Raw genomic sequence first — 13169 nt, 5'->3', positions numbered from 1 at the left:
GCAGCACGCACTCGCGTCACGAGGCGCCGCCCATGTTTCGGAGAACCCGGTGACTGACAGGCGCAGCGACGATGTAAAGCATGAATCGGCGGCAGGCACGGCGCCAATCAGCGTGCCTTCGCAGGAAGCACTCGAAGCGCATCTCGCGCCGTACGCGGCGCATTCCGCGCAATCGCGCGGTCGCCGCTATCCGGAAGCCGCCCCCAGCGCGCGTACCGAATTCCAGCGCGACCGTGACCGCATTGTCCATTCGACGGCATTCCGCCGGCTCGAGTACAAAACTCAGGTGTTCGTGAATCACGAGGGCGACCTGTTTCGCACGCGTCTGACTCACAGCCTGGAAGTCGCGCAGATCGCGCGGTCGGTCGCGCGCAATCTGCGGGTGAACGAAGATCTCGTCGAAGCCATCTCCCTTGCCCACGACCTGGGTCATACGCCGTTTGGCCATGCTGGGCAGGACGCGCTCAACGAATGCATGCGTGAGCACGGTGGCTTCGAGCACAATCTGCAGAGCCTGGCGGTTGTCGATGATCTGGAGGAGCACTACGGCGCGTTTAACGGCCTGAATCTGTGCTTCGAAACCCGTGAGGGGATTCTCAAGCATTGCTCACGCGAGAACGCGCGGCGGCTCGGCGCCTTGGGCGAGCGCTTTCTGGAAGGCCGGCAACCGTCCATCGAGGCGCAGATCGCGAACGTGGCGGACGAGATTGCATACAACAATCACGACGTCGACGACGGTCTGCGCTCGGGCCTGCTCACCGTCGAACAACTCGCCGAAGTGGAGTTGTGGCAGGTGCACTACGAAACGGCGCGCAGCGATTTTCCACAGATCGAAGGGCGGCGGCTCATTCACGAAACGGTGCGCCGCATCATCAATACGCTGATAGTCGATCTGATCGATACGACCAGGTTGAATCTGGACCTGCACGCGCCGGCGTCGCTCGACGCCGTGCGCCTATCGCCCGCGCTCGTCGCGCACAGCGAAGAGACTGCCGCGCAGGCTGCGGCGCTCAAGCGCTTTCTGTTCAAGAACCTGTATCGCCATTACCGCGTGATGCGTATGGCCAACAAGGCGCGCCGCGTCGTCGCCGGGTTGTTCGACGCGTTCACGGACGATCCGCGGCTTCTGCCGCCGAGTTACCAGTCAAGCGACGCGACGCAGCAACCGCGTCTGATCGCCCACTACATCGCGGGGATGACGGATCGCTACGCGGTCAAGGAATACCAGCGGCTGTTCGTGATCGACGACAACTGAGCAGCGCGGCACAAATTAGCGCCGGCCGCGAGCCGGCGCGAGTGCAACGCGTCGTATAAAACACCTGCGGCAAGCCGCCGCCGATCGGCGGCAGCTTCGCGCGGTAGACGCCCGCGGTAGACGCCTTAACGCAGCCGCGACGCGAACAGCGCGCCCGCAATCAGCGCGACGCCGCCGACGATCGCAATCGTCTGCCACGGATTCTCATGCACGTAATCGTCGGCGTCCGCCACCGCCACTTGGGCGCGTTCACGCACGGCATCGCGCGTATCGTTCAGGCGGGCGCGCGCGACGTCGAGTTGCTTACGAAGTTTGCCGCGCAACGCCACCGCGTCGGCCTGGGTGCCATCCGCCAGCGTGGATTCGAGTTCCGACATTAGCGTGCGCAGTTCGCCTGCGATATCTTCGGCTGCGTGGCGGCTGTGGCGAGCGATACGCCGCGCACGGCGGCTGGTGCTGGTCCAGGATTCGCCGAGGGCGTCTCGCGTATTCGGAAGTGCAGTCATGGTCGCTCCGTCGATGAGGTGAAAAGGGTCCCGCGCGTTGTCACGAAGACGCAGTATCACGTCGCGACGCGGGAAACACCATGCGAACGCAACTTCGGTGCCAAACCCTGCAGGCCCTAGCCACCGTGGCTCGAACGCAGATTCATCAGCAGGTATTGCACATCATGGCGCAATTCTGGGTCAAATTTACAAACGCCGACAATGATGCGCGCGCGGCTTCCATGATCGCCGACCCAGCCTCCATGAAGCGTGCACAAAATAAAAACGCCGCCATTGGATGCATGACGGCGTTGTCCAAGCCACGAAAATTCGACTACCCTAGCTCTACGGCCCCTAATTTCCGGAAGCGTTAGAAACGGTAACCGATGTTGACGTAGGTGACGATCGGGTTCAGTTTGATCTTGGTTTCCGATTGCACATTCAACGTGCCCACCGGCGTGTTGGCCGCGGTGTTGAGCTTGGCGGTGGTGCTGAGCGGCAGGTAAGAAATTGATACGCCCGCGAACCAGTGCTGGGTGAATGCGTAAGTGAAGCCGGCATTAAACACCGGCTCCCACGAACTATCCGTAGTAACAGTGGTCGGACCATGCAGGACATTGGCCTCGAACGCGCTGTTGGTGATCTTTTCGTCGGTGAACGAAACCCGGCTCACGCCGATGCCGAGGTACGGGCGGAATGCAGCGGTCGGAGCATTGAAGTAGTACTTGAACAGCAGAGTCGGGCTCCACTGTTTTGCCTGCCCCAGCTTGCCGAACTGGGCGAGGCTACCCGAGCCTTCCAGGTCGAACTTGGGCGGCACGCCGATCACGAATTCGGTCGCGATGTGATCGGTGACGAAGTAACCCGCGGTAAAGCCGATGGTGTCGGCGGAATCCAGTTTTGCACCGGTGTTGGCTTCGGTGATGTTGGTCGGGCTGCCCCCAATGCTCGTCACTTTCAGCGGGTCGCTGCTCGATTGAGGCGCTAGATGGAACCAGCCCGAGGTGACGTAAAAGCTACCGGCCGATTGCGCGTGTGCTGCCGTTGTCATGCAGGCTAGCGCCGCGATCCCCGTTACGGCCTGTTTTAATTTCATATGTGCTCCTCCAAAAAAGGCCCGCTCATTATGACTACAACGTTTGAAACAAACCATACGCGGCGGTTAGAGCTTTCTCCCTAAGCGCCGCGTGGTTTCTGGCTCTGCCGCATGGCGCCGAAGCTTGAGCGCATGCGGTTCTTCGGACCTTCGGGTATGTACCAACGCGACTATTGGATACTCCAGCATGGCACGGCTTGCACGTCTCTATGTCCCTGACCAGCCGCAGCACGTCATCCTTCGCGGGCTCGATCAGCAGCCCGCTTTCGTCGACGACCAGGACTACGAGCTCTTCATCGATTGTTTGAAAGCGGCTTCGCGCGATCACCACTTGTCCATCCACGCATACGCGTTGATGCCGGGTGCGGTGCAGCTGCTCGTTACGCCGACGGAGGAGTCGAGTCTGCCGAAGGCGATGCAGGCGGTTGGGCGCCGTTACGTGGCGCACTTTAACAGGCGCTACGCGCGCCGTGGCACGTTGTGGGAAGGGCGCTACAGAGCTACGGTGATCGAAGGCGAGCGCTACTTTCTGCTGGCGAGCCGCGTGGTCGAGATGTGTCCGGTCCGCGCGGGACTCGTGAGCGCGCCGGAAGACTACCGCTGGTCGAGCTACCGCCATCACATCGGCCTGACGCTCGACAGCCTGATCACCGACCACCCGCTGTACTGGTCGCTCGGCAATACTCCGTTCGAACGCCAGCGCGCTTACCGCGAACTGTGCGAGCAGCCGCTCGACGAACGCGAAGCCAGCCAGCTTCAGCAGGCCACGCTGAAGGGCTGGGTTTTGGGCAGCGAGACGTACCGCGAGTGGGCGGCGCGGGCCGCCAACCGGCGTGTGTCGCCACTGCCACGCGGGCGGCCGCGCAAGGTGCGCGAGACGCCGCAGCAGCAATAAAGCGTTTCGGATCAAAGGGCTGCAGTGAAACGGCATCTTCGCATGCCGTTTTCTTTTGCCCCACTTTGATGTGGAACCAATAAAAATACACCGCAATGCACCAACTTGATAATTGGGGTTCAATGATCACGTTTTATTTGCTATTCCATTGATTCGTCGCGTATATTCCGAATTCCGGCGCTTTTTGACGCGGGTAGCATCGAGCATCGAGCGCGCCGTCGCGGTTGTGAATCGCACTGCGGCAATAGAAAAACGGTTTAACGGCCTGTCCGGCCCCTCACAGACGGTGTCCCCATGAACGACCACCAGCAACCGACTCACCCGGTTCCCGCCGCGCAAGGTCTGTACGACCCGCAAAACGAGCACGACGCCTGCGGCGTCGGCTTCGTCGCTCACATCAAGGGCAAGAAAAGCCACGAGATCATCCAGCAGGGCCTGAAGATCCTCGAGAACCTCGACCACCGGGGCGCCGTCGGCGCCGATCCGCTGATGGGCGACGGCGCGGGCATCCTGATCCAGATTCCGGACGGCTTCTATCGCGAGGAAATGGCCAAGCAGGGCGTGGTGCTGCCGCCGCACGGCGAATATGGCGTCGGCATGGTCTTCCTGCCGAAGGAACACGCTTCGCGTCTGGCCTGTGAACAGGAACTGGAACGCACGGTGAAGGCAGAAGGCCAGGTCGTGCTGGGTTGGCGCGATGTGCCGGTCGACCACACCATGCCGATTTCGCCCACCGTGAAGGCGAGCGAGCCGCTGATCCGCCAGATCTTTATCGGCCGCGGCAAGGACATCATGGTGACGGACGCGCTCGAGCGGAAGCTGTACATCATCCGCAAGACCGCGAGCCACCGCATTCAGGCGCTCAAGCTTAAGCACGGCAAGGAATACTTCGTGCCCTCGTGCTCGGCGCGCACTGTTGTCTACAAGGGGTTGCTGCTGGCCGGCCAGGTCGGCGTGTACTACCGCGACCTGCAGGACGACCGCACGGTCTCCGCGTTGGCGCTGGTGCACCAACGCTTCTCGACCAACACCTTCCCCGCGTGGGAACTGGCTCACCCGTACCGCATGATTGCCCACAACGGCGAGATCAACACGGTGAAGGGCAACGTCAACTGGCTGAACGCCCGTACCGGCGCGATCGCCTCGCACGTGCTCGGCGACGATCTGCCGAAGCTCTGGCCGCTGATCTATCCGGGCCAATCCGACACCGCCTCGTTCGACAACTGTCTCGAACTGCTGGTGATGGCCGGCTACCCGCTCGTCCACGCAATGATGATGATGATCCCGGAAGCCTGGGAACAGCACACGCTGATGGACGACAACCGCCGCGCGTTCTACGAATACCACGCCGCGATGATGGAGCCGTGGGACGGCCCCGCTGCGATCGCCTTCACCGACGGCCGTCAGATCGGCGCGACGCTCGACCGTAACGGCCTGCGTCCGGCGCGCTATATCGTCACGGACGACGACCTCGTCATCATGGCGTCGGAAGCCGGCACGCTGCCCATTCCTGAGTCGAAGATCGTCAAGAAGTGGCGTCTGCAGCCGGGCAAGATGTTCCTGATCGACATGGAGCACGGCCGGATCATCGACGACAAGGAACTGAAGGACAACCTCGCGAACGCCAAGCCGTACAAGAGCTGGATCGACGCCGTGCGCATCAAGCTCGACGAAATCGAGGCGAAGGCCGAAGACGTCGCGACGGAGCGCCGCGAAGCCGCTGCTTTGCTGGATCGCCAGCAGGCGTTCGGCTACACGCAGGAAGACCTCAAGTTCCTGATGGCGCCGATGGCGCAAGCCGGTGAGGAAGCCGTCGGCTCGATGGGCAACGACTCGCCGCTGGCGGTCATGTCCAACAAGAACAAGACGCTGTATCACTACTTCAAGCAGCTGTTCGCGCAAGTCACGAACCCGCCGATCGACCCGATCCGCGAAAACATGGTGATGTCGCTGGTGTCGTTCGTCGGTCCGAAGCCGAACCTGCTGGACACGAACAACATCAACCCGCCGATGCGTCTCGAAGTGTCGCAGCCGGTGCTCGACTTCAAGGACATCGCGAAGATCCGCGCAATCGATCAGTACACGGGCGGCAAGTTCAGCTCGTACGAGCTGAACATCTGCTATCCGGTGGCGTGGGGCAAGGAAGGCATTGAAGCGCGCCTCGCGTCTCTGTGCGCGGAAGCCGTCGATGCCGTCAAGTCCGGCTACAACATGCTGATCGTCTCGGACCGCAAGACCGACCGCGACAACGTCGCGATCCCGGCGCTGCTGGCTACCGCCGCGATCCACACGCACCTCGTGCAGCATGGTCTGCGCACCAGCGCGGGCCTCGTCGTGGAAACCGGTTCGGCGCGTGAAACGCACCACTTCGCGCTGCTCGCGGGCTACGGCGCGGAAGCCGTGCACCCGTACCTCGCCATGGAAACGCTGAGCCAGCTCGCGTCCGGCCTGAAGGGCGACCTGTCGGCGGAGAAGGCGGTCTACAACTTCACGAAGGCAGTCGGCAAGGGCCTGATGAAGGTCATGTCGAAGATGGGCATTTCGACCTACATGTCCTACACCGGCGCGCAGATTTTCGAAGCGGTCGGCCTGGCTGAAGACCTGGTGGTGAAGTACTTCAAGGGCACGTCGTCGAAGGTGGGCGGCATCGGTCTGTTCGACGTCGCGGAAGAAGCGATCCGTCTGCATCGCGACGCGTTCGGCGACAACCCGGTCCTCGCGAACATGCTCGACGCGGGCGGCGAATACGCTTATCGCGTGCGCGGCGAAGAACACATGTGGACGCCCGATGCGATCGCGAAGCTGCAACACTCGGCGCGCAGCAACTCGTATCAGACGTACAAGGAATACGCGCATCTGATCAACGATCAGACCAAGCGTCACATGACGTTCCGCGGCCTGTTCGAATTCAAGTTCGATCCGACCAAGGCCATCCCGCTCGACGAAGTCGAATCGGCGAAGGAAATCGTCAAGCGTTTTGCCACCGGCGCGATGTCGCTGGGCTCGATCTCGACTGAAGCGCACGCCACGCTGGCGGTCGCGATGAACCGCATCGGCGGCAAGTCGAACACCGGCGAAGGCGGCGAGGACGTGAACCGTTACCGCAACGAACTGCGCGGCATTCCGATCAAGAACGGCGACACCATGAAGTCGGTGATCGGCGACGAAGTGATCGTCGACATTCCGCTGAAAGAAGGCGATTCGCTGCGCTCGAAAATCAAGCAGGTGGCGTCGGGCCGTTTCGGCGTGACCGCGGAATACCTCGCGTCGGCGGATCAGATCCAGATCAAGATGGCGCAAGGCGCGAAGCCGGGCGAAGGCGGTCAGTTGCCGGGCCACAAGGTGTCGGACTACATCGGCAAGCTGCGTTACTCGGTGCCGGGCGTCGGCCTGATTTCGCCGCCGCCGCACCACGACATCTACTCGATCGAAGACCTGGCGCAGCTGATCCACGATCTGAAGAACGCCAACTCGGCGGCCAGCATTTCCGTGAAGCTTGTGTCGGAGTCGGGCGTCGGTACGGTTGCCGCGGGTGTCGCCAAGGCCAAGGCCGACCACGTCGTGATCGCCGGCCATGACGGCGGCACGGGCGCGTCGCCGCTGTCGTCGGTGAAACACGCCGGCACGCCGTGGGAACTCGGTCTCGCCGAAACGCAGCAAACGCTGGTGCTGAACCAGTTGCGCGGCCGTATCCGCGTGCAGGCCGACGGTCAGATGAAGACCGGCCGCGATGTCGTGATCGGCGCGCTGCTCGGCGCGGACGAGTTCGGTTTCGCGACGGCGCCGCTGGTCGTGGAAGGCTGCATCATGATGCGCAAGTGCCATCTGAACACCTGCCCGGTCGGCGTCGCGACGCAAGATCCGGTGTTGCGCGCGAAGTTCCAGGGCCAGCCGGAACACGTCGTGAACTTCTTCTTCTTCGTTGCGGAAGAAGCGCGCGAAATCATGGCGCAACTGGGCATCCGCAAGTTCGACGACCTGATCGGCCACGCCGAACTGCTCGATATGAAGAAGGGCATCGAGCACTGGAAGGCCAAGGGTCTCGACTTCTCGCGCGTGTTCTATCTGCCGCAAGTGTCGGCTGAAGTGGCGCGCAAGCATGTCGATGTGCAGGATCACGGTCTGGACAAGGCACTCGACCACACGCTGATCGAGAAGGCGAAGGCAGCGATCGAGAAGGGCGAGCACGTCTCGTTCATCCAGCCGGTGCGCAACGTGAATCGTACGGTCGGCGCGATGCTGTCCGGCACGATCGCGAAGAAGTACGGCCACGACGGCCTGCCCGACGACGCGATCCATATCCAGTTGAAGGGCACCGCGGGTCAAAGCTTCGGCGCGTTCCTCGCGAAAGGCGTCACGCTGGATCTGGTCGGCGACGGCAACGACTACGTCGGCAAGGGCCTCTCGGGCGGCCGCATCATCATCCGGCCGACCAACGATTTCCGCGGCAAGTCGGAAGAGAACATCATCTGTGGCAACACGGTGATGTACGGCGCGATCGAAGGTGAAGCGTTCTTCCGTGGCGTCGCCGGCGAGCGCTTCTGCGTGCGTAACTCCGGCGCAACGGCGGTTGTCGAAGGCACAGGCGACCACGGTTGCGAATACATGACGGGCGGCACGGTGGTCGTGCTCGGCGAAACAGGCCGTAACTTCGCGGCCGGCATGTCGGGCGGCATCGCCTACGTGTACGACCCGGACAGCTCGTTCGCGGGCAAGTGCAACAAGTCGATGGTTGCGCTCGATCCGGTCCTGCAAACGGCCGAACAAGAACGCACGGTCGACAAGGGCCTGTGGCACGCCGGCGCGACCGACGAAGCGCTGCTCAAGGGACTCATCGAGCGTCACTTCCAGTTCACGGGTTCGCCGCGCGCCAAGGCGCTGCTCGAAAACTGGGACGCGTCGCGCCGTCAATTCGTGAAGGTGTTCCCGACCGAATACAAGCGCGCGCTGGGCGAAATGGCGGCGAAGAAGGCGAACAAGGAAGTGCTCGCCGCCTGATTCGCAACCGGCCTCAAGCCGAAGACGTCACATACAAGCCGTACCCGCCGCGCGCGACCGTTCAACGTTGCGACGCGGCGGGTCCAGATCACCCCTAGATACAGATAGAGAAGAGAACCACATGGGCAAGGCAACCGGTTTTCTCGAGTTCGAGCGCCGCCACGAGGCGTACGAAGCTCCGCTCACGCGTGTGAAGCACTACAAGGAATTCGTCGCCGCACTGACCGACGACGAAGCGAAGATTCAAGGCGCACGTTGCATGGACTGCGGCATTCCGTTCTGCAACAACGGCTGCCCGGTGAACAACATCATCCCGGACTTCAACGACCTGGTGTTCCATCAGGACTGGAAGAACGCGATTGAAGTGCTGCACTCCACGAACAACTTCCCCGAGTTCACGGGCCGCATTTGCCCGGCACCGTGCGAAGCGGCGTGCACGCTCGGCATCAATGACGACCCGGTCGGCATCAAGTCGATCGAACACGCGATCATCGACAAAGCCTGGGCCGAAGGCTGGGTTGCGCCGCAGCCGCCGAAGCACAAGACCGGCAAGAAGGTCGCCGTGGTCGGTTCCGGCCCCGCTGGTTTGGCCGTCGCGCAGCAACTCGCGCGCGCGGGGCACGATGTCACCGTGTTCGAAAAGAACGACCGCATCGGTGGTTTGCTGCGTTATGGCATTCCCGACTTCAAGCTGGAGAAGTGGCTGATCGATCGCCGCATGCGTCAGATGGAAGCCGAAGGCGTGACGTTCCGCGCGGGCGTGTTCATCGGCCGCGCGGATTCGCTGCCGGCACATATCGGCAACACGGCGAAGGAAACCGTTTCGCCGGAGCAACTGAAGGAAGAGTTCGACGCCGTGGTGATCGCCGGCGGTTCGGAAACGCCGCGCGATCTGCCGGTGCCGGGCCGCGAGCTGGAAGGGATCCACTATGCGATGGAATTCCTGCCCCAGCAGAACAAGGTCAATGCCGGCGACAAGGTCGCGAACCAGTTGCTCGCGAAGGGCAAGCATGTGGTCGTGATCGGCGGCGGCGATACGGGTTCGGACTGCGTGGGCACGTCGAATCGTCATGGCGCGAAGAGCGTCACGCAATTCGAACTGCTGCCGCAGCCGCCGGAAGAGGAAAACAAGCCGCTCGTGTGGCCGTACTGGCCGATCAAGCTGCGCACGTCGTCGTCGCATGACGAAGGCTGCTCGCGTGACTGGGCGGTCGCGACCAAGCGCCTCGAAGGCAAGAACGGCAAGGTCGAGAAGCTGATCGCGGCGCGCGTCGAATGGAAGGACGGCAAGATGCAGGAAGTGCCGGGTTCCGAATTCGAAATGAAGGCCGATCTGGTGCTGCTCGCCATGGGCTTCACGCAACCGGTGTCGCCGGTGCTCGAAGCGTTCGGTGTCGACAAGGATAATCGCGGCAACGTGCGCGCCTCGACCGAAGGTGAGAAGGCGTATTACACCTCGGTGGACAAGGTGTTTACCGCGGGCGACATGCGCCGCGGTCAATCGCTGGTGGTGTGGGCGATTCGTGAAGGCCGTCAGTGCGCGCGTTCGGTTGATGCGTTCCTGATGGGCCATTCGGAACTGCCGCGTTAAACGTCTCCGGTTGGTTTTCGTGCTGATGCATGGAAACCGGCTACTGCTTGCAGGAAGAGGTGGAGACGACAATGTGCCGCGTCAGCGGTGCATCAAGCGGTAAAAAACAAAGCCGGGCACCTGAGAGGGTGACCCGGCTTTTTACATGTCCTCTCGATGCAGTATTAGCCGCGTGACTTGCGATACCGCGCCAAGGTCAATCCGTCGAGATCGATCTCCGGCTTGCGGTGCGTGATCAGGTCCGCGACCACGCGTCCCGAACCCATCGACATTGCCCAGCCCGTCGAGCCGTGTCCGAGGTTCAGCCACAGCTTTTCCACGCCGGACGGACCGAGCAGCGGCGCGCCGTCGGGTGTCATTGGACGGCGTCCCACCCAGAAATGCGCGGACGTGGGATTGGCCGCGTGAGGGAACCAGTCGTTGAGCACTTTCATCAGCGTTTGCAAGGCCTGTTCGCGCAAGGTGGTTTGGCGATTGCCAAGTTCCGCGGTGCCGGCCACCCGCAGGTTGTTGCCGAATCGCGTAATCGCCGTCTTCAGCGATTCGTCCATCAGCGCGCCGCGCGGGGCTTTTTCTTCATCGGTGACGGGTAGCGTCGCCGAATAGCCCTTCACCGGATAAAGCGGCACCTTCACGCCGAGCCGCGCGAGCAACCCCGCGCTGTCGACGCCCAGCGCCACCACCACGGCATCCGCGTACAGCATCTCGGCGCCGCGTTCGCTCTCGATACGCACCGCGCGCACCGCCCCGCCGTGCACATCGAGCGACGTCACCCGCGTATCGAAGCGAAAGCGCACGTCGTTGCGCTCGCATATAGCGCGCAATTCGCGCGTGAAGCGGGCGCAATCGCCGGCTTCGTCGTCGGGCAGATAAAGGCCCGAGAGCGGCGCCTGACGCGCCCAGCTCAAACCCGGCTCGATCTCGACACACTGCGCCGCGCTGACTTCCCGATGCGCGATACCCGCGTCGCGCAACACGGCGAGCGCCGGCTGCGCGAGTTCGACGTCGTACTCGCTGCGGAACAACTGCAGATAGCCTTGGCTGCGGCCGTAGTCGAAGGGATAGCGGGCGCGGAATTCATGCAGACAGTCGCGGCTGTAGTAAGCAATGCGCTGCATGCGCTGCTTGTTGACGCGAAACCGTTCGAGATCGCATTCATGCAGCCAGCGCGCGATCCAGCGCCATTGAGCCGCATCGAGAGTGGGGCGGAAGATCAGCGGTGAGGCCGGCTTGAACAGGTATTTGAGGATCTTGGCTGGCATGCCGGGCGCGGCCCAAGGCGTGACATAGCCCGGCGCGATTACCCCCGCGTTGCCGAAACTGGTGGAGAGCGCAACGTCCGGTTCGCGCTCGATCACAGTGACTTCGCAGCCCTGCTGGCGCAGGTAAAAAGCGGTGGCGACGCCAATCACGCCGCCGCCCAGAACAATCGTTTTCATGTGTGTGTACTGCGGATTCAGGCGGTAGGCTGGGCCGTGCCGAGTACCTTGCCCTTGGTTTCGGGCAGACACAACGCGGCGACGATCACGAGCAGATAGCCCGAGCCGGCCACGATGCCCATCGCTTTCACCAGCGTCATGGTTTGCGACAGTGTACCGACCAGAATCGGAAAGAATGAACCGAGTCCGCGCCCGAGGTTGTAGCAGAATCCTTGTCCCGAGCCGCGTATCGCATTCGGATAAAGCTCGGACAGGTAAGCGCCCACGCCCGCGAAAATCCCTTGCACCACGATGCCAAGCGGAAAGCCGAGCGCCAGCATCATGCCGTCGGTGATCGGCAGCATGGTGTAGAACATGCCGAGCACGAAAGAGCCGATCGCGAACAGCACGAACGACGCGCGCCGGCCGATCTTGTCGCACAGAATCGCGCCGACGATATACCCCGTGAATGAACCGACGATCAGCACGATCAGATAACCGCTGGTGTTGAACACCGACAGATGCCGCACGGTTTTCAGATAGGTCGGCAGCCACGTGGTGATCGCGTAATAGCCGCCGAGCATGCCGGTGCACAGCACGCTGCCGAGCAGGGTGGTTTTGAGGTGGGCGCCCGAGAAGATCTGCAGGAAGTGCGAGGTGTCGAAACCGCTCTCCCGAGCCCGGCGTGTTTCGAGAAAGATCTCCGGATCGCTCACGTTGCGGCGAATGTAGATGATCCATGCGGCGGGCAGCAGGCCGATCCAGAAGCAGGCGCGCCATGCATATTGCTCCGGCAGCAGCGCGAAGAATGCCCAGTAAATGATGGCCGCGGCCGCCCAGCCGAACGACCAACTGCTTTGCACGGTGCCGACCGCTTTCGCGCGATGCTGAGGCGAGCGAATGGTCTCGGCCATCATGATCGTCACGACCGACCATTCACCGCCGAAGCCGATGCCCTGCAGCGTGCGCGTGGTGAGCAACTGCCAGAACGAGTGCGTGAAGCCGGACAGGAAAGTGAACAGCGCGAAGGTGGCGATGGTCCACTGCAATACGCGGATGCGGCCGTAGCGGTCGGCCAGAATGCCGGCGAGCCAGCCGCCCACCGCCGACGAGATCAGCGAACTGGTGGCGATCATGCCGGCTTCGCTCTTGGTCATGCCCCACGTCGCGATCAGCGTCGGAATGAGGAACGAGTAAATCATGAAGTCGAAGGCGTCGACTGCGTAACCGCCGAAGCCGGCGTACAGCGTGCGGCGTTCGCGCTGGGTCAGTTCGGTGAACCATTGGAGAGAAGGCATGTTTTGTTGTGGTCTCCAGGGCTTGTTGGCCTGCCGTCGGCGTGAATGTGGGGTGTTTGTATTCTAAGGGGATGGGGCGTCGTGCGGCCAGTTGTGGTCAAAAATGGCAGGCACCGGTAAGAAACCGATAAGA

8 protein-coding genes are annotated in these 13169 nt (G+C 62.4%); 4 read left to right on the top strand and 4 right to left on the bottom strand.

The genetic code is table 11. The annotated features are described in order from the left end of the window. The first annotated feature begins 49 nt into the window (after positions 1-49). Complete coding sequence (locus tag BPHYT_RS17880; protein ID WP_012434544.1) at positions 50-1255, top strand: deoxyguanosinetriphosphate triphosphohydrolase; 1206 nt, start codon at positions 50-52, stop codon at positions 1253-1255. A gap of 125 nt (positions 1256-1380) precedes the next feature. Here the strand turns inward: BPHYT_RS17880 and BPHYT_RS17875 are convergent, their stop codons facing one another. Together BPHYT_RS17875 and BPHYT_RS17865 are read right to left on the bottom strand one after the other, a co-directional pair. Beyond that, positions 1381-1761 carry a DUF883 family protein gene (locus BPHYT_RS17875; RefSeq protein WP_012434543.1) on the bottom strand — a complete coding sequence of 127 codons (381 nt, stop codon included), beginning with the start codon at positions 1759-1761 and terminating at the stop codon, positions 1381-1383. Between the two features lie 349 nt (positions 1762-2110). Next, entirely contained in the window at positions 2111-2836 is a 726-nt protein-coding gene (locus BPHYT_RS17865) for an OmpW/AlkL family protein (protein WP_012434541.1), read from the bottom strand. 187 nt (positions 2837-3023) lie between these two features. Between BPHYT_RS17865 and BPHYT_RS17860 the strand changes: the two genes are divergently transcribed. The 3 genes from BPHYT_RS17860 (at position 3024) to BPHYT_RS17850 (ending at position 10320) form a co-directional block, all read left to right on the top strand. Beyond that, complete coding sequence (locus BPHYT_RS17860) at positions 3024-3731, top strand: transposase (protein ID WP_012434540.1); 708 nt, start codon at positions 3024-3026, stop codon at positions 3729-3731. A 294-nt stretch (positions 3732-4025) separates the two neighbouring features. Next, positions 4026-8729 (top strand): glutamate synthase-related protein, encoded by a 4704-nt coding sequence (locus tag BPHYT_RS17855; RefSeq protein WP_012434539.1) that lies wholly within the window; start codon positions 4026-4028, stop codon positions 8727-8729. Between the two features lie 121 nt (positions 8730-8850). Continuing rightward, a complete protein-coding gene (locus BPHYT_RS17850; protein WP_012434538.1) occupies positions 8851-10320 on the top strand; it encodes a glutamate synthase subunit beta in 1470 nt (489 codons plus the stop codon). A 164-nt stretch (positions 10321-10484) separates the two neighbouring features. On the opposite strand, the gene BPHYT_RS17845 is transcribed toward BPHYT_RS17850, so the two are convergent. Beyond that, complete coding sequence (locus tag BPHYT_RS17845; protein WP_012434537.1) at positions 10485-11759, bottom strand: D-amino acid dehydrogenase; 1275 nt, start codon at positions 11757-11759, stop codon at positions 10485-10487. A 17-nt stretch (positions 11760-11776) separates the two neighbouring features. Continuing rightward, positions 11777-13036: an MFS transporter gene (locus BPHYT_RS17840; RefSeq protein ID WP_012434536.1), complete on the bottom strand. Its 1260-nt coding sequence runs from the start codon at positions 13034-13036 to the stop codon at positions 11777-11779. Positions 13037-13169: the final 133 nt, after the last annotated feature.

The organism is Paraburkholderia phytofirmans PsJN, assembly GCF_000020125.1.
Lineage (GTDB): Bacteria > Pseudomonadota > Gammaproteobacteria > Burkholderiales > Burkholderiaceae > Paraburkholderia > Paraburkholderia phytofirmans.
Note: the sequence above shows the minus strand (reverse complement) of the source record. Positions and strands in the feature narration are given on the sequence as shown.